Below are 24,541 nucleotides of genomic sequence, written 5' to 3' on the forward strand. Positions count from 1 at the left end.
ATGGACTGGTGTCGCGCAAGTGTTTGCTCCCGATTGTTTTCCAGCTCTTCGCCTTGTATTTATGACAATCGTGTGACAATTATTGCGACGGTTCCATTCTATCGAGCGAAATTTTGTGATGTCAATCAAAATTTTTGATAGAAACTCGGCTGGTTGGCTAGGTGCGCGCTGCGGCAAGCGGTTCCGGTAAGCCTGCATTGGATGTTGACGGTGCGCGCGGACATTTCCGCATTCGTCCGGCCGGACGCTACACTTAATAGGTATCCCGTTGGCACAATTATCGCTTTTACTGGGACAATAGCGTTTTTCACCGGCAAGCGACAAAAATATGACGGACAAATACGGCATCGACAGTCATAAATTGGTGTACCACCCCAAGCGCGTCGCTCAATGGCTGGACGGCAAGCAGGACTGGGAACTCGCCAAATCGGTCTACCCGATCTACATGGAAATCTCGCCGGTCGGCGCCTGCAACCATCGCTGCACTTTTTGCGCGGTCGATTACATCGGCTATCAGGCCAAGCGATTGGACGTCAACATTCTGGCGGATCGTTTGGCCGAGATGGGCCGGCTGGGCGTGAAAAGCATCATGTACGCCGGCGAAGGCGAGCCTATGCTGCATAAGGACATTAACGACATCGTCAAAGCTACCGTGGATGCCGGCATCGACGTGTCGTTCACCACCAACGGCACCCTGATGAACGCCAAGTTTATCGAACAGTCGCTGCCGCTGACCTCGTGGATTAAAGTCTCCTTGAACGCCGGCAGCGCCGAGAACTACGCGGCGATACACCGTACCAAGGCGGCCGATTTCGACTTGGTGCTGAACAATTTGCGAGCCGCCGTCGCGCATAAACGCGCCTATGGCCTGACTTGCACGCTAGGCGCGCAGATTTTGCTGTTACCCGAAAACCGCGGCGAAATCGCCATTTTGGCCGGGATTTGCAAGGACATCGGCCTGGATTATCTGGTGGTCAAACCCTATTCCCAACACCTGTTCAGCGAGACTCGTGTCTACGAAAATCTGCGCTACGACGATTTGCTGGGCATGGCCGAAGAACTGGCGGCCTTTAACGGCGACGGCTTCAACGTGGTGTTTCGCGAACAAACCATGAAAAATTACAGCCAGTCGGACGAACAACGTTACCAAACCTGTCACGCCACGCCATATTTTTGGGCTTATATCATGGCCGACGGCGAGGTTTACGGCTGCAGCGCCTATTTGACCGACCCGCGCTTTGCCTACGGCAATATTGCCGAACAAAGTTTTCAGGCGATCTGGGAAGGCGACAAGCGCCGGGCGAACTGGCATTACATCGGCCACGAACTGGACATTCACGAGTGCCGCAAGAATTGCCGGATGGAAGCTGTCAATCAATATTTGGACAAACTGGCCGACAACGAACCCGCCCATGTCAATTTCATTTAAGGACAAATCATGAAGGTTATTGTTACCGGCGGTGCCGGGTTTATCGGCAGTCATCTCAGCCGCGAGCTGTGGCGTCGGGGCCATACGGTCCAAGTCATCGATAGCCTGATCGGCGGCCGCAAGGAAACCATCGCAGATTTACTGGGCCAGGACCGCTTCGCGTTTCATCAGGCCGATATTCGTGAATTTGCCGCCATCGCACCCTTATTCGACGGCGCAGATTGGGTGTTTCATCTGGCCGGTTTGGCCGACATCGTACCCTCCATCGAAAAGCCGCGCGCCTATTACGAAACCAATGTCGACGGTACTTTCAACGTGCTGGAAGCTTCCCGTGCCGCCGGGGTCACGCGTTTTGTCTACGCCGCTTCGTCGTCCTGCTACGGCCTGGCCGAACAGTTCCCAACGCCGGAAACCGCGCCGGTCAAGCCGCAATATCCCTATGCCTTGACTAAATATCTCGGCGAGGAATTGGTATTGCACTGGGCGCAGTTGTACGGCCTGCCGGCGCTATCGCTACGCTTGTTCAATGTCTACGGACCGCACGCCCGTACCACCGGCGCTTACGGCGCGGTGTTCGGCGTGTTTTTGGCGCAAAAACTCAACGGCAAGCCGTTTACCGTGGTCGGCGACGGCACCCAAACCCGCGACTTTACTTACGTCACCGACGTGGCCAATGCCTTTATCGCCGCCGCCGAGTCGGCCTTAGTCGGCGAGGTGATGAACGTCGGCAGCGGCGGCACTTACAGCGTGAATCAATTGGTCGGCTTGCTGGGCGGCCCGGTCGAATACATTCCCAAACGCCCCGGCGAGCCGGACTGCACCTTCGCCGACACTCGCAAGATTCGCGAGAAACTGGGCTGGCAACCGCAAGTCAGTTTCGAACAAGGCGTCGCCAACATGCTGGCGCACATCGATTATTGGCGGGAAGCGCCGCTGTGGACCTCGGCCTCGATCGCCGACGCCACCGCGGACTGGTTTAAATACCTGGATAAATAGGAGGTCGCGATGCCGTTAGTACAAGCCGCGGGACAATTTGCCGAACTGATGGCAGGCTGCCGTTTCAGCGATGCGGCCGGCGCCGAATTGGACGGCGAAGGCGTTGTCGCCGACGTTTTGTCCGAATTCGCGCGGGTCAAGCAACAACAGGCCAAGGTGATCATCCTCGGCAACGGCGGAAGCGCCGCGATTGCCAGCCACGTGATTACCGACCTGCGCAATGTCGGCGGTTTGTGCGCGTTGACCCTGCATGAGGCCGCGCCGTTGACCTGTTTTACCAACGACTTCGGCTACGAGCAGGCTTTCGCCAAGCAGGTGTCGGCCTTTGCTTATCCCGACGACTTGCTGATCGCGATCAGCAGCTCCGGCCAGTCGGCCAACATCGTCAACGCGGTCGAGGCCGCCAACGCCAAGGGCTTGGCAGTGCTGACCCTGAGCGGTTTCAAGGCCGACAACCCATTAAGAAAAATAGGGCGCTGGAACGTCTGGCTGGACAGCAGCCACTACGGCATGGTCGAGCTGGCGCATTTGTTCGTGTTGCACCACATCACCGATCATTTGATAAAAAGCTAAAACCATGTCCACATCCAAAATCGTCTCGATCGAGCAATTGGCCCAGCGTTCCGCCGAATTGAAGGCGGCAGGCAAAACCGTGGCGCTGTGTCACGGCACTTTCGATTTATTGCACATCGGCCATATCCGCCATTTACAGGCCGCCGCGCGCGAGGCCGACGCGCTGCTGGTCAGCGTCACCGCCGACGAATACGTCAACAAAGGTCCCGGACGGCCGGTGTTCAACCAATATTTGCGCGCCGAAAACATTGCCGCGCTGGCTTGCGTGGATAGCGTGGCGATCAACCATGCCGTGACCGCCGTCAACGTGCTGGATGCGGTCAAGCCGGATTTGTACGTCAAGGGCAGCGACTACAAGAGCACCAGCGACGATTTGACCGGCAATATTCAGCACGAGCAGGACGCGGTCGAGCGCCACGGCGGCAAGGTGTTTTTCACCGACGAACTGACCTCCAGTTCCACCCGTTTGCTGAACGAATATTTCGAGGTGTTCTCGCCGGAAATTTCCGCCTATCTGGACGAATTCAAGGAACGGATTTCGGCCAACGCGATGATAGAGCAGCTGAAAGGTTTGCAAGGCCTGAATGTGCTGGTGGTCGGCGAGGCCATCGTCGACGAGTACCATTACACCTCGGCCTTGGGCCAGTCCGGCAAGGGCAACGTGTTTTCGGTCAAATACAACGACTACGAACGCTTCGCCGGCGGCGCGATCGCGGTCGCCAACCACGTGGCCGAGTTTGCCGGCAACGTGACCTTGTTGTCCGGGTTGGGCGCGACGAAAAGCCACGAAGACTTCATCCGCACTAATTTGAATCCCAACATCGATCCGGTGTTTTTCTTTAGCCAGGATCGGCCGACCATCGTCAAGCGCCGCTACGTCGATGCCGACATCGCCAAGTTGTTCGAGGTGTATTTTTACAACGACGCCCCGTTGCCGGTGGAAGTCAACCGCAAGATCGTGGCCTGGCTGGAACGGCATTTGCGCGATTTCGACGTCGTGATCGTGCCGGACTTCGGCAACGGTTTCATTTCCGGCGACATCGTCGCGGCCTTGTGCGCCGGCGCCAAGTTCCTGGCCGTCAACGCCCAAGTTAACAGCGGCAATCGCGGTTACCATTTGATCACCCGCTATCCGCGCGCCAATTTCCTGTCGATGAACGAACCGGAATTGCGTTTGGCGGTACACGACAGAGGCGGGGCGATCGAGGAACTGGCCGGACAGTTGGCCGACAGGCTGGCGGCCAGCCACATCGCGATCACCCGTGGCACCAAGGGCGCGTTGCTGCTGGATCAAGCCAAGACCCAGTACAAGATTCCGGCCCTGTCGTCCAAAGTGGTGGACCGCATCGGCGCCGGCGATGCCTTCTTGTCGCTGGCCGGCTTGTGTCTGGGCGCCGGCTTGGCGCCGGACGCGGCCTTGTTCGCCGGTAGCGCGGCGGCGGCGCTGGACGTGCAAATCGTCTGCAACCGCGAGCCGGTGCGGGCGGTGGCTTTGTTCAAATACATCACCACCTTGCTCAAATGAACGTGCCGACAACCGCCGAACTGCAAGATTTGTATTACCGCATGCTGCGCATCCGCCGTGCCGAAGAGGCCATCGCCGCCCGTTACGCCGAGCAGCACATGCGTTGCCCGACCCATTTGTGCATCGGCGAGGAAGCCATCGCGGTCGGCGTTTGCGCGCATCTGACCGAGAGCGACAAGGTATTCAGCAACCATCGCGGCCACGGCCATTATCTGGCCAAGGGTGGCAGTCTGGTCGGCCTGATCGCCGAACTGTACGGTTTAGCCGCTGGTTGTTGCGGCGGGCGTGGCGGTTCGATGCATTTGAGTGATTTATCGGCCGGCTTTATCGCCTCCACACCCATCGTCGGCGGCACGGTGCCGGTCGCTGCCGGCTACGCCTGGGGCGAACAGCGCCGGAATTCAAACAACGTCGTGGTGGTGTTTTTCGGCGACGGCTGTTTCGAGGAAGGCGTGTTGCACGAGACCATGAATTTCGCGGTGCTGAAAAATCTTCCGCTGGTGATGGTTTGCGAGAACAACCAATACTCGGTGATGACGCCGTTATACGAACGCCAGCCGGCTCGCGACATTTATCAAATTGCTGCCGCCCACGGCTTGCAGGCCGTCAGCGGCGACGGCAATAAAGTCGAACACGTCCATGCGCTGGCGGAAAACGCCATCGCCGCCGCCCGCAACGGCGAGGGCCCGCAGTTCCTGGAATTGCATACCCATCGCTGGCCGGAACATTGCGGACCGAACGAGGACGACGAGCTGGGCTACCGCATGCCCGGCGAACTGTTGGCCTGGAAACAGCGCTGTCCGCTGTTGCATACCGGGCGGACCTTGGCCGATGCCGGCGTCGGCGCCGAGGTATTGCTCGAAATCGAGCAACGGGTCGGCGCCGAAATCGCCGAAGCCTTCGCCGAAGCCTTGACCGGCCCGGCACCGGCGTGGGCGAGCATGGAGCGGTATCTGTATGTCTGAGACCTTGACCTTGAGTTACGGCGCGGCGATCCGCGAGGCCTTGGACGACGGGTTGGCGCGGTTTCCGGACTCGCTATTGATCGGCGAGGGCGTGCCCGATCCGAAAACCATTTTCGCCACCACCCAAGGCTTGCGCGAGAAATACGGCGCCGAGCGGGTGCTGGACATGCCGCTGGCCGAAAACGGCATGACCGGCATCTGCATCGGCGCGGCGCTGGCCGGCATGCGGCCGGTGCTGGTGCATCAGCGCATCGATTTTGCGTTGCTGGCGATGGATCAACTAGTCAACAACGCGGCCAAATGGCATTACATGTTCGACGGCAAGCAAAGCGTGCCGCTGGTGGTGAGAGTCATCATCGGCCGCGGCTGGGGGCAGGGGCCGCAGCATTCGCAAAGCTTGCAAGCGATGTTCGCCCAGGTTCCCGGCCTGAAGGTGGTGATGCCGACCACGGCCGGCGACGCCTACCATTTCATGCTGGACGCGATCGCCGACGACGGCCCGGTGTTGTTCGTCGAACACCGCTGGCTGCATCATGTGATCGGCCAAGTCGATAAAGACCGGCCCGCAGCCGGCTTGAGCGGCGCGGCGCGATTGCGCGAAGGCCGCGACATCAGCATCGCCGCGTTCTCGCATATGACGATTGAAGCGCTGAAGGCCGCCGCCGTACTGGCCGAACACGGTATCGAAGCCGACGTGGTGGACATGCGCTGCCTGACGCCGCTGGATGTCGATACTGTCGCACGCTCGGCCGCCAAAACCGGCTTATTGCTGGTGGCCGATTGCGCGCCGGAGATGGCTTCGCTCGGTCATACCTTGATCTCGCGCTTGTATCAACGGCAGCCGAACCTGTTAAAACAAGCGCCGCGCCTGATCGCCTATCCCAACCATCCGGTACCGACCACGCATTATCTGGCCAACCAGTACTACCCCGGCGCGGAGCGCATCGCCGAGACGGTGTTGGAGTTATTGGATCGCCGGCCGCTACTAGACAGCGTCCGGCGGCAATTGCATTCCGATTTGGCCAAGGATCAGCCCGACCGCAGTTTCGTCGGCCCGTTTTAACTTATTCGAGAACTCGCCATGTGCAAACCCGAGCAAATCAACCGATTCGGCAATGCCGCCGTCACCTCCATCCCGGAAGACGCGCCGTTGTTCAACAAGCCCGGCCACAAGCTGCGCACCTCCAATCAGATCGTCGACCGTAGCGCGTTGTCGCAAGACTATCAGGTCATCGACACCAGCCAGTTAAGCCGTTTGCCGGGGCAGAAATTCCAGACCGTCAGCCACGACGGTCAGGAAGGCATCGTGCGCCTGGACGCCGGTTGCGAACACGAGCCTTCGGTGCCCAATCAGTTCACCGGCCCCAGCTTCCGTACTCAGCGCGAACGCTTCCGCTTCGACGGCCACAAGATGATGCACCATTTGGACAGGGTGCAAGCTTGGCAAAACGGCCAGCGCTTCGCCCCGGTGCATATCGACATGGGCTTGACCAAGTTCTGCAACACCGCCTGCTTGTACTGCTATGCGGTGGTACAGAACATGACCAAAGGCGCGATGATAGGCCGCGAGGCGCTGCTAAATTTCGTGCGCGACTGCGGCAAACTGGGCGTGCGCTCGCTGGGCTTCATCGGCGACGGCGAGCCGACCCTGAATCCGACGCTGTACGACGCGACCGTGTTGGCCGGCGAATTGGGTATAGACACCGCGATGGCAACCAACGGCATCGCCTTGGACATGGATCGCGCCCACGACCTGCTGAAAAATATGAGCTACATCCGCTTCAACCTGTCCGCCGGCACCCCGGAGGGGTTCCGCCGGGTGCATCAATCGGTGGAAGGCAATTTCGACGTGCTGATCGCCAAGATCCGCGAACTGGTCAAAATCAAGAAAGAAAACAATTACAAATGCACGATAGGCCTGCAAATGGTCCTGATCCCCGAGTGCTTCGACGAAGTATTGGCCGAAGCCAGGCTGGGCGCCGAATTGGGCGTGGATTACTTCGTCATCAAGCATTGCTCGGATTCCGAATACAAGGAAATCGGCATCGATTACGACGCCTATCTTAACGTCAACGACCTATTGAAACAGGCCGAAGCACTAAGCAACGAGCACTACGTGGTGCAGGCCAAATGGAACAAGATCAACGCCGCCGGCGAAACCAATCTGTACAAGGACGGCTACCGTAAATACGACCAATGCTTCGGCACGCCGTTTCTATTGCAGATTTCCGGCAACGGCAAAATCTATCCGTGCGGACCGTTCTTCAACAAGGAACGGTTTTACATCGGCGATCTGCACAGCGATTCGTTTTACGATCTGGTCGCCAACAGCGAGCGCTACTGGCAAGTGCACAAAGACGTCTCCGAGTCGGTCGATGTTCACAAGGATTGCGCGATCGGCTGCCGCCAGGATTATGTGAACAAATTCCTGTGGGATTTAAAAAATCCGCCGGAACATATTAATTTTATTTAATATCGACCAAACCGGGTGCGCGATGAATCAAGTGAGCGAGACGCAAAGCCAACACGATTCGGCGAAGGATGCATTTTTTATGAATATAGAAGATGCCTACCTGACCGCACTTAAACAAAATCCGGTGGTCGAAAACGGCCGGACTCGGCCGCAATATTGCTATTACGACGGTCCGCTCACCGACATTGTATTGCAGAACTTTATTCAGGTACCCACCGACAATTTTAGCGAATTCTTTTCGCATAATCATTTGCCGATACCTGAGTTAATTGCTATTTCGCACGAGGGCGTCGTGCATTTCAACGAGATGCCGGCCGATATTATCGACGAAATTCACCAGCAGCGTACGCAATATAAAGTCGTCGATTATATTCATGCGGACAGTTTTTTCGCCGATCCGTTATTAGCGTTAAATGTCGCCAAACAACGGAACCGAATTTATTGCGGACATCCGACGATAGACGGTTTGCAAATCTGTTATTACCGCGGGGAACTACCCGAGCACGGCATAGAAAATCTGCTGCATTTGGAATTGGATCAAGCCATCGAATTCTTCGTCGATACCGCTTACCGGTTGCCGACGAAAATCGAATTGCCGGACGAGTTGGAAGACGAGTTAAAAACCTCGATTCGGAGCGGATTCGAGACGATCGTTAACGAGGTTAAGCAACAGCGGCGGACCTTGATTTCGCAATTGCTGGCGCAAGCGAAACAAGTAACGCCTAAATTTCACGACGGCGAGCCACTGAAAATCATGCTGCCGTCGAGCCGATTGACCACGGTTATGCAATATTGCTCGCGGGCGGTCGCCAAGGCCTTCGAAAAGCGCGGATACCAAGTATGGTTTTACATGGAAGACGGGGAAATGGAAACCAATAACCTGATTAAGTTCTACCGAAACTATATCGAATTTAATCCCCACGTTATTTTTTACGTCAATCAATTAAATAATTTGGCGCTTAACGATAATGTCACGCATATCTCTTGGTGGCAGGACAGCATGCCGCAAATTACCGAACATAAAGCATTGCGTTGGCGAGGCAATGACTATGTGTTTTCGATTTCGCCGGTACTCGACCGCCATTTGGCGTTAACCGGTGCGAAAAATATCGTTCGCCAACATTTCGCGGTCGATGACGAGATATTCAATACCGATGGCGACATCGAGCGGCAAAACAAGGTCGTATTCGTCGGTAGTTCGTATCTCAACTCGGTCGATTTAAGTCGTCCGGAGCAGCGCGAAATTGTAGAGGTTTTTATCGATAAAATAGATAACGGCGAGATTGTCACCGAGTCGATGGCCGGCGAAATCGCGGTACGCTTTGGATTGCCGCCCGCCTTCGTATTTTGGAATTTATTGCATTACGCAATACGCGATTATTCGGTGAAATGGCTGTGTGAATCCACGGCAATGCCGGTAGAAATTTACGGGCGCTACTGGGAGCAAGATCCCGACGTGGCCGCCCATTTCAACGGCGAGTTGAAACACGGCACGCAGGTTGCCGATGTGTATCGTTCGGCGCGTTACGCGCTGGTGTCCCATCCTTTCGAAATCAATTCCCAACGTTTGGCCGAAGCCGCGGCCTGCGGCTGCATTCCGCTGGTCTACGATTGCCGCGACGTGGCGGAAAAGCCGCACTGGGACGACGCCTGTTTGTTTTTTAAAACCCGTCGGGAATTGCTGGAGATATTAAAAACACAAGCCCGGCCGGCGCTTTCACCCACGGTTATTGCCGAACGGTTTACTTATACCGCGGCCGTCGACAACTTTATTAAACACAGCAATATCGGTGAACTTAGCCAAGCCAAGCAGAGCCGGATTTCAATGTTTGTCGGCCGCTAATCCAACCTTAAATGACGCTATGGCCGTTAGACCGGATTGCTATTTTCTCGATCTGAAATTGGCTTTGCTAGAAGCCGAGCGGCAAAACCGTTGCGTCGACGAAGCCGGCGTGGAGCGCTTGCAATATTGTTATTACGACGGGCCGCTAAGCGATAGCCTATTGCCGAATTTAATTTATGTTTCGCAATATCAATTTAGCGAGTTTTTTGCGAATAACACGCTGCCGATACCGAAATACGTCGTCGACCAAGACGGTCGGGAGCATGATTTAACGGCCGATCCCGGCAATATGCTTGAAGAAATTCTGGTATTGCGAAACGCGGACAATCACCGGCCGAATCATAAGGATACCGACTTTTTTAATGCCTTGGAGGCCTTGAATACCGCAAAGCAACGCAATGTTCGGATTGCCGACGACGGTAGTACCGGTTTGCAGCTTTGCTATTACCACGGCGAAAAACTGGCAAGCGATTTGGAAAATCTGATCCATGTGGATTTGGACCGTATTCTGGAGTTTTTGGTATTCACTCGATTGCGTTTGCCGGAAGAGTTGCGGGCGGCCCCTGAATTAATGGCCGACTACCAACAGGTGCTGAATTCGGTACTCGAAACCAGGGCGCAATTCACGGCTGAGTTGGAACGGCAAGCGCTAGATCAGCAACCGGATTTCGTGGCCGATCGGCCATGGCGTATTCTAATCTACGCGGCCAATTCTTCGTCGATATTATGCTCGCTGGCGGAAACGCTGGCTAGCGCCGAATACTCGGTGATGTTGTATGTTATTAGCGATGTGATGCATACGCTAAACAGGGTCGATGCGCTGAATCAATATGTCGAATTCCGCCCGCATATTCTGATTCAGGAAAATCAATTGGATAATGGTTTTCTGGCGGACGACGTCATTAATATGGTCTATTGGCTGGCCGACGATATGGGATTCGAATCCTTGGCGTCGCTGCCGTTTAGAAAGAACGATTTTAATTTCTGCCGAGAACAAACCGTTTTCCAACATTTAAAACGTTGCGGGGCCGACAATGTTGTTCGGATCGAGCCGGAAGCCGACGAGCTGACTCTACCGATACCGTGGTGTAGTTTCAATCATGCGCGGCCGAATTCGCGGCGCGAGATACTCGAGCCGCCGATCGTGCTGGAAGGACCCGCTGAGGAGATTAATCAATGCGCGGAACGCTGGTCCGGTAATTTGCAGGCCCTAAAACAATTTAGGCCGATGCTCTATGAAAACCTCGGAATTTATTTAGCCGATCGCCAAATTAACGTATTTGTCGGCGAAGCCATCGCGGGCGAATTTTATGCGGTCGCGGTATTTGCCGGCGAGCAGCGGCTTTACCAATTGGATTTGCCGAAAAAAGCCGAAAACATCAGGAATATACGCGCCCAGGCGAAGGTGGCTCAACGCTTTAACGTGCCTTGTTACGGCTTGGCCGGCATCGGCGACGGCGGCGAATTAGCGGAGATATTTTCCGCCACATCGACGCCGATCGCGGAAATGCCGAATCTCGAGATTCCGATTTATCTGGTCGATGCCGATTTGGGCGACTTGCTGGTCACTATGTTAGTTCGGGATATTCGAAATGTGCTCTCCGAGAATAGAGTATGGTTGTGCTTTCAAGCGTCCGGTTTTAACGAGTTTGTCGCCGAATTGAATGCTAAGCAATCGATTTTGCCGGAAGTGACGATTAATGTTAGCGCGACGGAAACCGAGTTTCATCAAATTAAGTGCGCGGTGGACGAGGCCAGGGACAATAGAAGCGATTCCCACGCGAAATTGCTGGCGATAATCGACGACTACTACCGGCAAATGAGTTTGGAAACTTGGCGCGACAAATTCCGGCCTAACCCGGCAACGCCAATTCGAGTGATGGGCTTTGCCTCGCGATTTACCAGCTTTTTGCAATATTGCATGCGGGACTTGCTGGACGGGTTTGCCAGAGCCGGCGCTGAAATTCAGCTATCCACCGATACCGCCAATTTCCGCCGTAACGGCATGGAAAGTATCGTGGCGCAAATCGCTGAGTTTAAACCGGACCTGATACTGTCCATCGATCATTTTCGCCACGAATTTTCTGGCTTGCCGGAACCGGTGCCGTTCGTCAATTGGATACAGGATATGTTGCCGTCGATCACCCAAAATCGCCGCGCCGTCAAATCCAGGGATTTTACCTTCGTATTTTCCAAGGATTGGTTGGCGATGAATCGCAATCCATTATATGCCAGTTTTCCGGTCGAATATTTACCGCTCGGCTTTAACGACGCCTATTATTATCCGATCCAAAACCGCGCCTACCAATACGACTTCTTGTTTATTACCCATCTGATCGATCCGGCCAAAACGCTGGCACCATTCCGATCCGGCGGCGGCTATTTTAAACAATATGATTCGACTGAATCGAGCTTGCTGAAACAGCGTAAACTGCCAGCCGAGCTTTTATTCAGGATATATCAGGTTATTTTAGAATATACCGATCAGTTGCCGATCGATCAATTTCACCGCTTTTGTCTAGATAATCAAATCGGTAAATTTAAGTTGGTGGAACAATTATTGGGCGACCACGGTATAACCATCACGATTGACGTTATTAATCAATTAATGGCCGGCAGCGGCAGTCGATTTCATTATCACTATTTAACCGAAATGAAAACCCGCCCGATCGCCGCGTTGCTCGATGCCGGGCTGAGTATTGAGCTAGCGCTATACGGAAGAAATTGGGATAAATTCGCCAAGTTTTCGCCTTATGCGCATGGCGTCGCGGAAAATGGTGGAAATATTAACGAATTAATGAATCGCTCTAGGATTTGTTTTAACGGCAGTCCAGGCACCAGTTTGCACATGCGCGCGCTGGAAATCATGGCGGCGGGTTGTTTTATGTTATCCCGGCGTATTTACAAGGATGCCGCGCCGCTGTCGGAATATTATTCCGACGATGAGGTGGCTTATTACGCGGATGAAAAGGAGTTAATCGAGAAAGTCGAGTTTTATCTAAATAACGAGGCTGCCCGCGCGGAAATCGTCGACAAGGCTTATCGAAAAACCTTGCGCTTGTTTTCCTATCGGAGTATCGCGGAACGTATTCGAGATTCCGTTGCACTGCGCTTGTCCGAGCCTGTTTAACTGCTAAATCAGGAATACGCTATGTTAATGAGTCGGACCGAGTTCAAGCAAATGCTGGGCATACGCACGTTACCCAGTCTACATTTGGAAGTGTCGTTGGGCTGTAATATCAGTTGCGCGATGTGTACGTTTCACGATGACTTGAAGAAATTCCGGTGGATGCCAGCCGATCGGCTGAAAACCGTAACGCAAGGTTTTGATGGCTTTGGCTTGGTGCATATTGGTGACGGTAGCGAACCGCTGATCAATCACGATATTTTCGAAATTATCGCTTATTTACGGACGCAAGATATTCCGGTATCGCTGCAAACCAATGCCAAACTGATTCGTAATGCCGGTGATGCCGAAAACTTGGTTAGGTCCGGTTTAACCTTGTTGTCGATTTCGTTGGATGGTGTCACCGATGTCACGGTCAAAAAAATCCGCGGGGTTTGGGATTCTCGGAGATCGCCAGAGCCATAGACTTAATCAACGAAGCGAAACTTCGTTTGGGATCGGACACCCCCTATCTGGCGTCGAATGCGGTCGCGATGCGTTGCAATCTCGACGAGCTTCCGCAACTTGCGGCTTATTTGTTAGATTATCAATTTCGCAGTTTCAGGGTCGGTTTTCTGGAGTTACGCAAACCCAACGATCAACTGGTCGGAGAATTGTTAATCTACGAAAAGTTGAGAGCTTATCAGGTAGTAAAAGAGATTAAATCGATTATTGAGGCCCACCAAAATAGCATGAGTTTTAATGACGGGTTATTCGATACGGACAACAGCCAATCACGCCGAGATACTTGCACCGGCTATAAGGACCGGTTTTATGTCGATTGGTCAGGGGCAATGACAACCTGTTACGGTAAGAAATATTTAGGAAATATCTTTGAACAAGGCTTGAGCGCATTGATTCTGTCCGAAGAGTACAAAGGCTACGTTCGGGAAGTGACGGCGCCAAATAACTCGACCTGCGCGTTGTGCCGGTTTTGCGAGGTGATGAGCTTCGATAGGATATCCGATCATTTCGGCCGCCGAGCAGTGGAGCATTATTCGATGGACGCAATTATTCAGTCTATTGAGTACGCGAATCAAGGCGGCGAAGTTCGAGAGTTCTGGTTGGCTCAATCGGCTTTGGCTTAGTCTCGTTACGCTTTATAGGGCAATCGGTTTTTGAATAACATTTCGATTTTCTTGCCCAAGGATACGGCTTTTTATCGACGGCTGTACTCGCATTTGTCCAAGGCGTTTTTGCAAGCCGGGTTTAGCGTAAGCGGCTTATGCCGAGTTCTTGACAATCAGGAGATGTCGGATTGGGTAAAGTCGTATCGGCCGAAGTTTATATTCGAAATGAATCGGGTCAAGAACGAAATACCGGTGCTGCACGATTTAAAAATTCCGCATATCACATGGATAGTCGATTTCCAAGGCCGTAACGAGCACTCGATTTTAGGTAGCGATATCACTTATTTTTTCGATTCCGGATGGGACGATAATTACTCGACCTGCGGGTTTCAAGATTGGTTACCGCCAGGCACCTGCGTCGATACCTATCGGCCGATCGACGAATATCTGCCGACTATCGAGTTCAGTTTTATCGGCCATATTCCTTTACCCTGGAGCCAAGCGGAATTAAATCGACCGATTATTGGCGAAGGCGCTGTCGATACCGGTATGCTTTTCGGCGAGTTGCTGGAGATTTTTAACCGACGTATGAATGAAATCAGCTATTTCGGTCAAACGCATGCGTCCTTGTTGGATATTATCGATAATATCGTTTTTCAACGTTCGGGTTTACATGTCGAATTAACACTGGATATGCGTTACGATTTTTTGGAACGGGTAAAGCGCGTTAAAAATCGCACGCAGATCATCGCGTTTCCACTGTCGAAAACTCGGTCGGTTGCGATATACGGTTCGGAACACTGGCGGGCCTGGCCAGAGTATCAAGGGTATTATCGATATTATATCGATGACCCGACTGAGTTAAACAGAGTACATCAAATTAGCCGGTTTAATTTGCACGACGGGGTTGGCTTTCATTTTCGGGCCATCGATTGCATGGCCTCCGGCGGATTGTTGTGCTGGTATAATGAAAACTCCGGCGACAAATACAACCGCTTGGGTTTGGACCCGCACAAGCGGCGCGGTTTGCATAGTTTTTTCGATAATTCCAGACATTATGTCGAATTTTTGTGGCACCAGTTCGATGAGGCTTATGCGCATGCCTTGGCGCTTGATTATCGGCACGGAAAGCAGCGCCTGGAGACGATCGACCTTATCCGACAGAATCATACCTGGCGACATCGGGTCGAAAAAATTGTTCGTGATTTTAACGCCTTATAGCCCATCCTAGGCGTCGTGACGGATACTAGCGTTTCGCTGTTTTTCCCGCGTGACAATGCGTGGTACCGCCATCTGGCCGGCCAAATTGCCGGCGGATTCGCCGGCCGCGACGTTCGCCTATCCTGGCATTGCGGCCCGCTGAGCGAGGCGGAAATGCTAGCCTGGATCAAGGAGCGCGGTACGCGCGTCATTTTCGATATGAATCGGCCCAGAAGCGATTTGCCTTGCTTGCCCGCAGACATCGTCCATATTTGCTGGGTCGTGGATTTTAACGGCAGGCCGATCAATGACTTTCACGGTAGCGAGATCACTTATTTGTTCGGACCCAAGTGGCTGGAGAAATACCCGCACCGCGCTTTTCATGGTTGGTTTGGACCCGGCGCGTGCCCCCAAAGCTACTACCCGAGCGTCGCCGCGCCGACCGGCCGCGCCGCGTTCGTCGGACATATTCCGCGGCCCTGGCGGCACGAGGAATTGGCGAGGGACATTTCCCAATCCGGCCCGCCATTAAAGTTTGGCGAATTTCTGCCGCATATAGAACAAGCCTTGCTGGAACATCGGGCGAGTTTGAAAGTGCATGAAGACTATATGCGTTTGCTGACCGACTTGGCGTCGAGTGTGTTCGGCGTTGAATTAGCTTCCGACCGGACCTTGGCATACGACATGACCGGCCGGCTAATACGGCTGGTGAATCGTCGGGAATTACTGGATGCGCTGGTCGATTTGAACTTGCCGCTGGACATTTACGGTCCGGAAAATTGGCGCGATTGGCCGGCTTATCGCGATGATTATCGGCGATTTTTGAATGATCCCGGCGATATGCGAGCGGTATACGAGTCGTCTATGAATTTCCATGAGGGAAACGGCATGCATTTTCGGGTAGTGGATTGTATGGCGTCGGCCGGTTTGATATTCGTTCGAAAAGGCGAATACGACGAGAAACCCGGCGGAATTAAAACCTTTTTTACGCCAGGTGAGCATTATATCGAGTTCGATATCGACGATTTATCCGATAAGGTGGAGTTTTACCGCGACAATCCACAGGAGGCGAATCGAATCAGAAATAATGCCGCACAAGAAATTCTGAACCATCACACCTGGCGGCATCGCGTCGATTCTATTTTCAACGATTTAAAAACGATAGGCTATTCGTCCGTGTAATTCGATGAATATTCAATTTACCTTACCCTAGTTCCGGGATCGCCATTGTTCCAAATTAACGAATCCAGTCATGTGTTTTATGTGCTAGCTTGGGGATATGCCGGCGACCATTGGTTTAGCTGGTTTGCCAAGGCTTTAAACGCACATCCGGAAATATTCGCGCTGATGGCTCACGAAGGCTCGCGACCGAAATATTTAGCCGAGCGTAGCCGATCCGAACGTCCGCCGCTAGACGCCTTCACGGCATTTTTGGAAGATATGGGTACCACCTATCAAGCGATCGGCGATTGTTGGTCGTATCGGCCTTGGCATTTTCGCGACGTGATCGACCAATATATCGATAAAGTTCCGTTGCTGTTTCTGGCTCGCCATCCCTACGCCTGGCTGGAGTTTTACGTAAGTTGGCGGGCCGGTAACATGCGCATGCCGGACGGCAGTTTCGGACCGATAGAACACGAATGGTCGATAGCCCAGCACGATTATTTCAAGGCGTTGGGGCTTAAAGCTTATCGAAAAGACGATGTCGAAATATGGTCGGCCTATCAGGGTATGTATCAATTAAATCGCCACCGGGTCGATATCGATGCCCGCATCCGCCGGGTTGCCTTGGAAAGTTTGGTGACATCGCCGCAACGTTTCGCGGAGATTGTGGCGTATTTAACCAAGAATCGCGTCGAGTTTTCCGACGCCTTATTAGCCTATATTTATCGCTGGGTTTACCGGCCGTTTCGCGGCGAGGCGCGGGTGTCGGCCAAGCCGGATAGTCTGTATCGGGCTTGGCCGGACTGGAAAAATTAGCGTTCGAGCGGATTGTCGAACCGCAAACCCTGGCGTTTTACAGTGATATAGGCGGGTATGAATACTTTAACTAAGTCAGATTCGCCTATTGTGGTTGGGACGCCGTTGAAATGCGGCACGTGGATGATACGCCAAATCATATCCGGCATGACCGGGCTACCCTGGTTCGAGCCGGCGCTGGTTAAAGGTATCGATCCGAGCGATCCGGCGAATATTGTATTTAAAACCGACGCCTTTTATTCGTGGCATTTCGTGCCGGTAGCGGAAATTCAGCGAGAACTGATCGAAAACGATGCGCGCAGTATCTTTGTGGTCAGGAATATCTATGCGATGACCTTATCGATGTACCATCATTTTGCCGATAATATCGACTGGGAAATTGGCCGCGGTGCCAATAAGTCCGACTTCTTCGCGAGTTTGAGCAAGGATGAAGGCATTTCCAGGATTATTTGTCGCAGGCAGTCGGATGGTTTTAACTGGCAGGGTATCGGCGGGCAATTATTTCAAATGCAAAAAATGCTTGAGTTCGCGGCGGCCGGGTCAGCTTTAATATTGACGTTTGAACAATTGGTCGAAGATAAAGCGGTTTGCGTGCGGCGATGCGCCGAGTTTTTAAGCTTGGAGTTGACCGAGCAACAAATCGAGGCTATTTGTCTGGATTCGGCGTTTTCGACGATGCAAAAAAAGCCGAAAGCGACGGCGGCGGCTCGCATTTTAGAGCCGGCTTGACCAAGGGGTATTTCGATTCCATTTCCGCGGAGAATAAAGAGCTGATTCAGGAACAACTAGACCGCTCCGCGCCGGAATTAGCCGGATATGCCGCCAAATTAGGCATTCCTTTTATCACCGACTGGCATAATGGATACGAATGGGCGTGAGAAGCGATTTTTTTGAAGAGATATTTTTCTCGTCCTTCGAGAAATTGACTGTCGTTAGCGAAGAGGCTAAGGATGTGCTCGGCGGCTCGTCTATCGAATTATTAAAAGAAGAGGGTATCAATCATCAAGTTATCAAACAGTGTTACGGCCTATTGCCGGAAGAATCCGAGCCTAAAAACCGGCGTTGGTTAATCGATGGGGTTTCCGGACTCAGTATTGCATTATTGCAGGCGTTGAAACCGCTGCATCAGAATCTGGGTGTGTTGAGTGCGTCCCATCGGTCCAATACCTTCATGGGCACCCCGGTGGTGCGCGAGATCGGCGACGGCGATATATTGGTAAACGACGTATTTTCCGGCGAACGGCTGGGCCGGCAATATGTTTCGTTGCTCGTACAACATCGCCGGACATTGCAATCCGCCTTGGAGCAGGCAACCGGTCACGATGGCTCGGTCATCGTTTTCGCGGCGAAAAAGGTTTATTTCAATCAATTGCGGCTGAGCAAGGTATTGCGCGACTGCGGCTATAAAACCGTGGCATTGGTATTCGACCAAAATATGGTTAAACATCAAGCCGGTTTCTTCGACGATATTATTTATACCGATTTTATCAGTTTTTTAATGCTGTTAAACTCGGTCGATAGAAAACTGTTGCTGCATACTCAGGGCTGGCTGTTTCGATACCATATTCCGGTATTAATCGATACGTATAAGCCCAAGCACTGTCGGCAAATTATCGAGATTATGGACAGTCAATCGTTTTACCTGCCGGAGGCCACCGTATCGAAAATTCCCGATACGATGAAAATGGCCTGGGGCGAAAATGTCATCGAAAACCATCAATTGCAACTGGCCTGCGAGAATTATATTGTTCACCATGCCGATGGCGTGATTTTTAATGGCGACGACGAATATCGGCAGCCCTTGGTCAAGCGCGATTCGCCGCATTTACGGAACAAGCATTTGGCGTTCCCGGCCTTACCGGTCAAGGATTTCTTCCACGCCTCGAATATTGTTAATCAAGAGAAAAGGCTAGTGTTTGTTGGGGGGTGCCACCGTTTTCAGCGAATAGGCCGCATGAATTATTTGGGGACTCGCAGTTGCTGGGACTGGTGATGAAATTAATCGCCAGGGGATGTTATCTGGATATTTACAATAATCCGTTGATCGCCGCCGAGGAAGATTACGCGAAGTTATATCCGGATTTTGTCGAGTTAGCCAAGCGCCACCGCAATTTCAATTTTTTTATCGGCGATATGCCGCAACATATCAATCAAAAAATCGCCCATTACGATTTCGGTTTAATGGTTTACGATTTTGGCGGTATTTATACCGGTGATTTGCATTTCAAACATTTGATACCGACCAAGTTGTTTAATTACTTGGAAGCCGGATTACCGGTTTTGGTTAGCGATCGCTTTAGCGCGGTTTGCAGTATCGTTAAGGAATACCGGATTGGCGTGATTATTAATCAACGCGAAATCGAGTTTTTGCCTGAGATTATCGAGATGTTGGATGTGGCCGAGCTGAAGCAGAATGTCGTAGCGGCCCGCGAGGAATTGCAAATGCATAACAATATTCATCGATTGACCGGCTTTTACGAACAAGTGATGGCCTGAATGGCGGTTTTTTTAATTTTGCGGGTTCGCGGGTTGCCGGGCTAATGTCGATCGCCACGCTGATCGTCGTACCGGCCCGCGCCGGTTCCAAGGGTTTGCCGGATAAAAACATCCGGCGGCTGGGCGATAAGCCGCTGTTGGCCTGGACCGCTCGGGCCATCGCCGAGGCCGATTTGGCCGATTGCTTGAGTCTTCTATCGACCGATTCCGAGCAGTATGCCGAGATCGGCCGGCAATACGGTTTGGCGACGCCGTTTATCCGGCCGGCGGCCTGCGCGACCGATAGCGCGTCGGCGTTGCAAGTCGCGCAACATGCGTTGGGATGGTTTCGGGATCAATACGGTTATTTGCCCGAGCGCCTGATGTGGCTGCAACCGACTTCGCCGTTTCGTTCGCCGGGTGCACTTCGGCAAGCCGCGCGGATGATGGCGGAGCCGGATGTCGATGCGGTCGTGGGTTGCAAGGAAATCCATCGCGACCCGACCACGCTGTTTCGCGCCGACGACGGCTATCTGGTGCCGTTGGACAGTCGGCAACCGACTCAGACCAGCCGGCAACAAAGTCGTCCATTGCTAACCCCGAACGGGGCGATGTATCTATGCCTCAGCGAATATTTGCTGGCACGGCTATCCTTTTATCCGCCCAACACCCGGCCGTTAATCATGAACGCGGTGCAAAGCCTGGACATCGATACCGAGGAAGACTGGGCCATCGCCGAGGCGTTTATTAAACAAGGTTTGGTATGAACAAAGTGCTAGTGACCGGCGCCGACGGCTTCATCGGCTCGCATTTGACCGAAATGCTGGCGGCGCGCGGCTGCGAGGTGCGGGCGCTGGCCCAGTACAATTCCTTTAACAGTTGGGGCTGGCTCGACGACGCGGCGTGCAAGAACGACATCGAAGTGGTGTGCGGCGACGTGCGCGATCCGGCGTTCTGCCGGGCCATTTGCCGGGACATCGACACGGTGTTTCATTTGGCCGCGTTGATCGCGATCCCGTATTCCTACCAGGCACCGGACAGCTATGTCGATACCAATATTCGCGGCACCTTGAACATCTGCCAGGCCGCCCGCGATGCCGGCGTACGCCGGGTGATCCATACCTCGACCAGCGAGGTTTACGGCACCGCACGATACGTGCCCATCGACGAAAAGCATCCCTTACAACCGCAATCGCCGTACAGCGCTTCCAAGATTGCAGCCGACGCGATGGCGATGAGCTTTTTCAACGCCTTCAATCTGCCGCTGACCATCGCCCGGCCGTTCAATACTTACGGTCCCCGCCAATCGGCCAGGGCGGTGATTCCGACCATCATCACCCAAATCGCCGCCGGCAAAAAGCAAATCCAGCTGGGCGACGTTTCGCCGACTCGCGATTTCAATTATGTCGAAGACACCTGCCGGGGCTTCATCGCACTAGCCGAATCGGATAGTACCATCGGCGAGACGGTCAATATCGGCTCGAATTTCGAAATCTCGGTCGGCGATACCCTGGCGTTAATTAAGACCATCATGGCCAGCGATGTCGAGTTTCTGGTGGACGAACAGCGTTTGCGGCCGGAAAAGTCGGAAGTCAATCGGCTGTGGTGCGACAACGCCAAGCTCAAGACCTTGACCGGCTTCGCGCCGCAAGTCGGTTTGGAGGAAGGCTTGCGCCGGACCGTGGCTTGGTTTAAAGAGGCCGACAATCTGAAAAAGTACAAAACGGACATTTACAATGTTTGAAGGTTTGCTCGGCTTGGTGCGGGAGATTTACCAAACCGACGCCTTCATCCCGCTGCACGAGCCGCGTTTCGGCGGCAACGAAAAGCGCTATTTGAACGACGTGATCGACAGCACTTTCGTGTCCAGCGTCGGGCCGTATGTCGGCGAATTCGAGCGCAAGATCGCCGAGTACAGCGGCGCCAGACACGCGGTCGCCACCGTCAACGGCACCGCCGCGCTGCATATCGCCTTGCTGCTGGCCGGCGTCCGGCCGGGCGACGAAGTGGTCACCCAGGCCGCGACCTTCGTCGCCACCTGCAACGCGATCGCCTATTGCGGCGCCGAGCCGGTGTTCGTCGATATCGAAGCCGCGACCTTGGGCTTGGCGCCGGCCGCGCTGGCCGAGTTTCTGGAATGCGGCTGCGAGCGGCGGGCCGGCGTTGTTTACAACAAAACCAGCGGCCGGCGCATCGCCGCCTGCCTGCCGATGCACGTCTTCGGCCATCCTTGCGACATGGCCGGCTTGCTGAAGGTCTGCGACGGTTACGGAATTCCCGTGGTGGAAGACGCGGCGGAGGCCTTGGGCAGCCGCATCGGCGAGCGCCATTGCGGCACCTTCGGCCGGCTCGGTGTGCTTAGCTTCAACGGCAATAAAATCATCACCACCGGCGGCGGTGGCATGATTTTGACCGACGACGACGATCTGGCCCGGCAGGCCAAGCATCTGACCACCACCGCCAAACTGGCGCACGCCTGGAAGTTCGAGCACGACCAAATCGGGTACAACTACCGGATGCCGAATCTGAATGCCGCGTTGGGTCTGGCGCAACTGGAACAATTGCCGGCCTTCGTCGACAGCAAGCGGGCGCTGGCCGGGCGTTATCTGGATTGGGCGCGCGCCAATGGCGCCGAGATTGTCCAAGAGTCGGCCGGCGCCCGCTCCAATTACTGGCTCAATGCGCTGTTACTGGACGATGCCGCGCAACGCGACGCGTTTCTGGAAGTCAGCAACGCCCACGGCGTGATGACCCGGCCGTTGTGGACCTTGATGCCCGACTTGCCGATGTATCGGCATTGCCAAACCGACGGTTTGAGCCAATCGCGGCGCTTGGCGGAACGCTTGGTCAATTTGCCCAGCAGCGTGACGATCTGATGGCCGCGCGTAATATTTGCGTGGTCACCGGCTCGCGGGCCGAATACGGCTTGCTGTATTGGTTGCTCAAAGAAATTCAGGCTGATCTGGATTTGACATTGCAATTGGTCGCGACCGGCATGCATTTGTCGCCGGAGTTCGGCTTGACTTGGCGGCAAATCGAAGCCGACGGTTTTAGCATCGCCCGCAAGGTGGAAATGCTGTTGTCGTCGGACACGCCGGCCGGCATCAGCAAGGCGATGGGTCTGGGCTTGATTGGCTTTGCCGATGCGTTCAGCGAGCTGAACCCTGACATCGTGGTCGTGCTCGGCGATCGCTTCGAGATTTTCGCCGCCGCGCAGGCCGCGATGAACCTGCGGATTCCGATCGCTCATATTCACGGCGGCGAACTCAGCGAGGGCGCGGTTGACGACGCCATCCGCCACGCCTTGACCAAGCTGTCGCACCTGCATTTCACCGCCGCCGAAGTCTACCGGCAACGGGTGATTCAACTCGGCGAACAGCCGCAGCGGGTGTTTAACGTCGGCGCGCCGGGTTTGGACAATATCGCTCGGCTGCCGTTGCTGGATCGCGCCGGGCTAGAACAAGCCATCGACTTCAAATTAGCAGAACGTAACCTGTTGGCGACTTTCCATCCGGCGACCTTGGAAGCCGAAACCGCCGCCGAACAATTTCAACAGCTGCTGCAAGCCTTGGATGCGTTTCCGGCGGTTCGCGTCATTTTCACCTACAGCAACGCCGACGCCGGCGGCCGGGTCATCGCCGGGTTGATCGAAGACTATCTGGCGCGCTGGCCGGAGCGGGTCGCGGCCTTTGTCTCGCTCGGTTCGCTACGCTATTTGTCGGCGATGCGCCACGTCGACGCGGTGGTCGGCAACTCGTCCAGCGGCCTTCTGGAAGCGCCGGCCTTCAAGATTCCGACCGTCAACATCGGCGACCGCCAACGCGGCCGGCTGTGCGCCGCCAGCGTATTGCATTGCCCGCCGCAAGCCGAAGCGATCCAAGCCGCGTTGGAAAAAGTTTGGTCCGGCGAACTGGCCGAAACCCTGGCGAATTTGCACCAACCCTACGGCACCGGCGGCGCGTCGGCCCGGATCAAGGACTTGCTCAAACGCAGCGATCTTGGCGATTTGCTGAAGAAGCGGTTTTATGATATTGGGGAATAAACGTAAGCGATTGAATAACCACAAATCGAAACCGTAGTGTAAATCCGCGAAACGATCAGGCAATCAAACAAGGAGATTGCCGATGACAGAGTCACCCTTATCCGAAGCCACGCTGACCATCGCGCAGCGACGATGGCTTGAACATTTCAAACAGCAGCACTCAGGCTTGAGCATGGCGGCTTACGCGCGTCAACAGGGTTTGGCGATTAGCACGTTCTACGCGATGAGTCAGCGTTTGTCGGCTTGGGCGGCATCAGGTGCTTGGCCACAGCGACCATTGTTTCAAGCAGTCGCATTGGTTGAAGCAAAACCGCTTGCGTCTGGCCCGCTGACGTTAGCGTTCGATTTGCCGGGCGATTTGCGTTGCCAGGTTGGTGCAGATGTAGCGACGGGCGCCGCGCTGTTACAGGCACTGGCTCGGCAAGCCTCATGATGCGGCCTCGGGATGATCGCCTGTCGGTCTATGTCTGTACTCAGGCGATGGATTTCCGCAAGGGTATGGCCAGTTTGGCGGTGCTGGTGGGGGCGCAGTTGGGCTTGAATCCGTTTACGAAGAGCTTGTATGTGTTCCGCAACCGCTCGGCGACGGTGGTGAAACTGTTGTATTGGGAGCGCAACGGCTTTTGCTTGTGGCAGAAACGCTTGGAGCAGGAACGATTTTGTTGGCCCAAGGGGAATGCTTCCGGTACGCTGGCGTTGACGCCGCAGCAGTTGAATTGGCTATTGGATGGCTATGACATCAACCGGATGACGCTGCGTAAGACGCTGGATTTCAAGTCGGTGATTTGATGTTTTTCCATTGCG

Annotated in this window: 24 protein-coding genes; all 24 read left to right on the plus strand. The window is 54.2% G+C overall.

Annotated features, from left to right (window positions below; all coding sequences use genetic code 11):
- The first annotated feature begins 328 nt into the window (after window positions 1-328).
- Window positions 329-1,429 carry a radical SAM protein gene (locus ACP4CD_RS21775; RefSeq protein ID WP_426992587.1) on the plus strand — a complete coding sequence of 367 codons (1,101 nt, stop codon included), beginning with the start codon at window positions 329-331 and terminating at the stop codon, window positions 1,427-1,429.
- A gap of 9 nt (window positions 1,430-1,438) precedes the next feature.
- A complete protein-coding gene (locus tag ACP4CD_RS21780) occupies window positions 1,439-2,425 on the plus strand; it encodes an SDR family oxidoreductase (RefSeq protein ID WP_426992588.1) in 987 nt (328 codons plus the stop codon).
- Window positions 2,426-2,434: 9 nt separating this feature from the next.
- Entirely contained in the window at window positions 2,435-2,998 is a 564-nt protein-coding gene (locus ACP4CD_RS21785; RefSeq protein ID WP_426992589.1) for an SIS domain-containing protein, read from the plus strand.
- A 4-nt stretch (window positions 2,999-3,002) separates the two neighbouring features.
- Window positions 3,003-4,523 (plus strand): PfkB family carbohydrate kinase, encoded by a 1,521-nt coding sequence (locus ACP4CD_RS21790; RefSeq protein ID WP_071160523.1) that lies wholly within the window; start codon window positions 3,003-3,005, stop codon window positions 4,521-4,523.
- A complete protein-coding gene (locus ACP4CD_RS21795; protein WP_071160522.1) occupies window positions 4,520-5,488 on the plus strand; it encodes a thiamine pyrophosphate-dependent dehydrogenase E1 component subunit alpha in 969 nt (322 codons plus the stop codon). Before ACP4CD_RS21790 ends, ACP4CD_RS21795 begins: the two co-directional genes overlap by 4 nt.
- Window positions 5,481-6,551 carry an alpha-ketoacid dehydrogenase subunit beta gene (locus ACP4CD_RS21800; RefSeq protein WP_426992591.1) on the plus strand — a complete coding sequence of 357 codons (1,071 nt, stop codon included), beginning with the start codon at window positions 5,481-5,483 and terminating at the stop codon, window positions 6,549-6,551. The genes ACP4CD_RS21795 and ACP4CD_RS21800 overlap by 8 nt, the downstream gene beginning before the upstream one ends.
- An 18-nt stretch (window positions 6,552-6,569) precedes the next feature.
- Window positions 6,570-7,961, plus strand: a complete 1,392-nt coding sequence (locus tag ACP4CD_RS21805; protein ID WP_426992592.1) for a radical SAM protein — start codon at window positions 6,570-6,572, stop codon at window positions 7,959-7,961.
- Window positions 7,962-8,040: 79 nt separating this feature from the next.
- Complete coding sequence (locus ACP4CD_RS21810; protein WP_426992594.1) at window positions 8,041-9,804, plus strand: glycosyltransferase family protein; 1,764 nt, start codon at window positions 8,041-8,043, stop codon at window positions 9,802-9,804.
- Window positions 9,805-9,823: 19 nt separating this feature from the next.
- Entirely contained in the window at window positions 9,824-12,934 is a 3,111-nt protein-coding gene (locus ACP4CD_RS21815) for a glycosyltransferase family protein (protein ID WP_426992595.1), read from the plus strand.
- Between the two features lie 27 nt (window positions 12,935-12,961).
- Window positions 12,962-13,396, plus strand: coding sequence for a radical SAM protein (locus ACP4CD_RS21820; RefSeq protein WP_426992597.1), 435 nt, complete (start codon window positions 12,962-12,964; stop codon window positions 13,394-13,396).
- A 68-nt stretch (window positions 13,397-13,464) separates the two neighbouring features.
- Window positions 13,465-14,058 carry an SPASM domain-containing protein gene (locus ACP4CD_RS21825; protein WP_426992598.1) on the plus strand — a complete coding sequence of 198 codons (594 nt, stop codon included), beginning with the start codon at window positions 13,465-13,467 and terminating at the stop codon, window positions 14,056-14,058.
- 30 nt (window positions 14,059-14,088) lie between these two features.
- Window positions 14,089-15,261: a hypothetical protein gene (locus ACP4CD_RS21830; RefSeq protein WP_426992600.1), complete on the plus strand. Its 1,173-nt coding sequence runs from the start codon at window positions 14,089-14,091 to the stop codon at window positions 15,259-15,261.
- Window positions 15,262-15,276: 15 nt separating this feature from the next.
- A complete protein-coding gene (locus ACP4CD_RS21835) occupies window positions 15,277-16,422 on the plus strand; it encodes a glycosyltransferase family protein (protein WP_426992601.1) in 1,146 nt (381 codons plus the stop codon).
- 45 nt (window positions 16,423-16,467) lie between these two features.
- A complete protein-coding gene (locus ACP4CD_RS21840) occupies window positions 16,468-17,220 on the plus strand; it encodes a hypothetical protein (protein ID WP_426992603.1) in 753 nt (250 codons plus the stop codon).
- Between the two features lie 123 nt (window positions 17,221-17,343).
- Window positions 17,344-17,949 carry a sulfotransferase domain-containing protein gene (locus tag ACP4CD_RS21845; protein ID WP_426992605.1) on the plus strand — a complete coding sequence of 202 codons (606 nt, stop codon included), beginning with the start codon at window positions 17,344-17,346 and terminating at the stop codon, window positions 17,947-17,949.
- The gene (locus ACP4CD_RS21850) at window positions 17,946-18,098 is read left to right on the plus strand and encodes a hypothetical protein (protein ID WP_426992606.1); all 153 of its coding nucleotides are present in this window, start codon (window positions 17,946-17,948) and stop codon (window positions 18,096-18,098) included. Before ACP4CD_RS21845 ends, ACP4CD_RS21850 begins: the two co-directional genes overlap by 4 nt.
- Window positions 18,095-19,213, plus strand: coding sequence for a hypothetical protein (locus ACP4CD_RS21855; protein WP_426992607.1), 1,119 nt, complete (start codon window positions 18,095-18,097; stop codon window positions 19,211-19,213). Before ACP4CD_RS21850 ends, ACP4CD_RS21855 begins: the two co-directional genes overlap by 4 nt.
- Complete coding sequence (locus tag ACP4CD_RS21860) at window positions 19,213-19,716, plus strand: glycosyltransferase (protein WP_426992608.1); 504 nt, start codon at window positions 19,213-19,215, stop codon at window positions 19,714-19,716. The genes ACP4CD_RS21855 and ACP4CD_RS21860 overlap by 1 nt, the downstream gene beginning before the upstream one ends.
- 44 nt (window positions 19,717-19,760) lie before the next feature.
- Complete coding sequence (locus tag ACP4CD_RS21865; RefSeq protein ID WP_426992610.1) at window positions 19,761-20,462, plus strand: cytidylyltransferase domain-containing protein; 702 nt, start codon at window positions 19,761-19,763, stop codon at window positions 20,460-20,462.
- Window positions 20,459-21,439 carry an NAD-dependent 4,6-dehydratase LegB gene (locus ACP4CD_RS21870; protein ID WP_426992611.1) on the plus strand — a complete coding sequence of 327 codons (981 nt, stop codon included), beginning with the start codon at window positions 20,459-20,461 and terminating at the stop codon, window positions 21,437-21,439. The genes ACP4CD_RS21865 and ACP4CD_RS21870 overlap by 4 nt, the downstream gene beginning before the upstream one ends.
- Window positions 21,432-22,571 carry a LegC family aminotransferase gene (locus tag ACP4CD_RS21875; RefSeq protein WP_426992612.1) on the plus strand — a complete coding sequence of 380 codons (1,140 nt, stop codon included), beginning with the start codon at window positions 21,432-21,434 and terminating at the stop codon, window positions 22,569-22,571. The genes ACP4CD_RS21870 and ACP4CD_RS21875 overlap by 8 nt, the downstream gene beginning before the upstream one ends.
- Window positions 22,571-23,737, plus strand: a complete 1,167-nt coding sequence (neuC, locus tag ACP4CD_RS21880) for a UDP-N-acetylglucosamine 2-epimerase (protein ID WP_426992614.1) — start codon at window positions 22,571-22,573, stop codon at window positions 23,735-23,737. Before ACP4CD_RS21875 ends, neuC begins: the two co-directional genes overlap by 1 nt.
- A gap of 82 nt (window positions 23,738-23,819) precedes the next feature.
- Window positions 23,820-24,170 carry an IS66 family insertion sequence element accessory protein TnpA gene (gene tnpA / locus ACP4CD_RS21885; RefSeq protein WP_426992616.1) on the plus strand — a complete coding sequence of 117 codons (351 nt, stop codon included), beginning with the start codon at window positions 23,820-23,822 and terminating at the stop codon, window positions 24,168-24,170.
- Window positions 24,167-24,526 carry an IS66 family insertion sequence element accessory protein TnpB gene (gene tnpB / locus ACP4CD_RS21890; RefSeq protein ID WP_426992618.1) on the plus strand — a complete coding sequence of 120 codons (360 nt, stop codon included), beginning with the start codon at window positions 24,167-24,169 and terminating at the stop codon, window positions 24,524-24,526. Before tnpA ends, tnpB begins: the two co-directional genes overlap by 4 nt.
- The last annotated feature ends 15 nt before the right edge of the window (window positions 24,527-24,541 follow it).

It is taken from the genome of Methylomonas stagni (genome assembly GCF_050154735.1).
GTDB classification, from domain to species: Bacteria; Pseudomonadota; Gammaproteobacteria; order Methylococcales; family Methylomonadaceae; genus Methylomonas; species Methylomonas koyamae_A.

Coding starts and splice junctions, on each gene's coding strand:
- tnpA (WP_426992616.1), top strand. CDS start 23,820: ATGACAGAGTCACCCTTATCCGAAGCCACGCTGACCATCGCGCAGCGA.
- ACP4CD_RS21780 (WP_426992588.1), top strand. CDS start 1,439: ATGAAGGTTATTGTTACCGGCGGTGCCGGGTTTATCGGCAGTCATCTC.
- ACP4CD_RS21820 (WP_426992597.1), top strand. CDS start 12,962: ATGAGTCGGACCGAGTTCAAGCAAATGCTGGGCATACGCACGTTACCC.
- ACP4CD_RS21790 (WP_071160523.1), top strand. CDS start 3,003: ATGTCCACATCCAAAATCGTCTCGATCGAGCAATTGGCCCAGCGTTCC.
- ACP4CD_RS21795 (WP_071160522.1), top strand. CDS start 4,520: ATGAACGTGCCGACAACCGCCGAACTGCAAGATTTGTATTACCGCATG.
- ACP4CD_RS21865 (WP_426992610.1), top strand. CDS start 19,761: ATGTCGATCGCCACGCTGATCGTCGTACCGGCCCGCGCCGGTTCCAAG.
- neuC (WP_426992614.1), top strand. CDS start 22,571: ATGGCCGCGCGTAATATTTGCGTGGTCACCGGCTCGCGGGCCGAATAC.
- ACP4CD_RS21815 (WP_426992595.1), top strand. CDS start 9,824: ATGGCCGTTAGACCGGATTGCTATTTTCTCGATCTGAAATTGGCTTTG.
- ACP4CD_RS21845 (WP_426992605.1), top strand. CDS start 17,344: ATGATACGCCAAATCATATCCGGCATGACCGGGCTACCCTGGTTCGAG.
- ACP4CD_RS21875 (WP_426992612.1), top strand. CDS start 21,432: ATGTTTGAAGGTTTGCTCGGCTTGGTGCGGGAGATTTACCAAACCGAC.
- ACP4CD_RS21810 (WP_426992594.1), top strand. CDS start 8,041: ATGAATATAGAAGATGCCTACCTGACCGCACTTAAACAAAATCCGGTG.
- ACP4CD_RS21805 (WP_426992592.1), top strand. CDS start 6,570: ATGTGCAAACCCGAGCAAATCAACCGATTCGGCAATGCCGCCGTCACC.
- ACP4CD_RS21860 (WP_426992608.1), top strand. CDS start 19,213: ATGAAATTAATCGCCAGGGGATGTTATCTGGATATTTACAATAATCCG.
- ACP4CD_RS21800 (WP_426992591.1), top strand. CDS start 5,481: ATGTCTGAGACCTTGACCTTGAGTTACGGCGCGGCGATCCGCGAGGCC.
- ACP4CD_RS21870 (WP_426992611.1), top strand. CDS start 20,459: ATGAACAAAGTGCTAGTGACCGGCGCCGACGGCTTCATCGGCTCGCAT.
- ACP4CD_RS21825 (WP_426992598.1), top strand. CDS start 13,465: ATGCGTTGCAATCTCGACGAGCTTCCGCAACTTGCGGCTTATTTGTTA.
- ACP4CD_RS21775 (WP_426992587.1), top strand. CDS start 329: ATGACGGACAAATACGGCATCGACAGTCATAAATTGGTGTACCACCCC.
- ACP4CD_RS21785 (WP_426992589.1), top strand. CDS start 2,435: ATGCCGTTAGTACAAGCCGCGGGACAATTTGCCGAACTGATGGCAGGC.
- tnpB (WP_426992618.1), top strand. CDS start 24,167: ATGATGCGGCCTCGGGATGATCGCCTGTCGGTCTATGTCTGTACTCAG.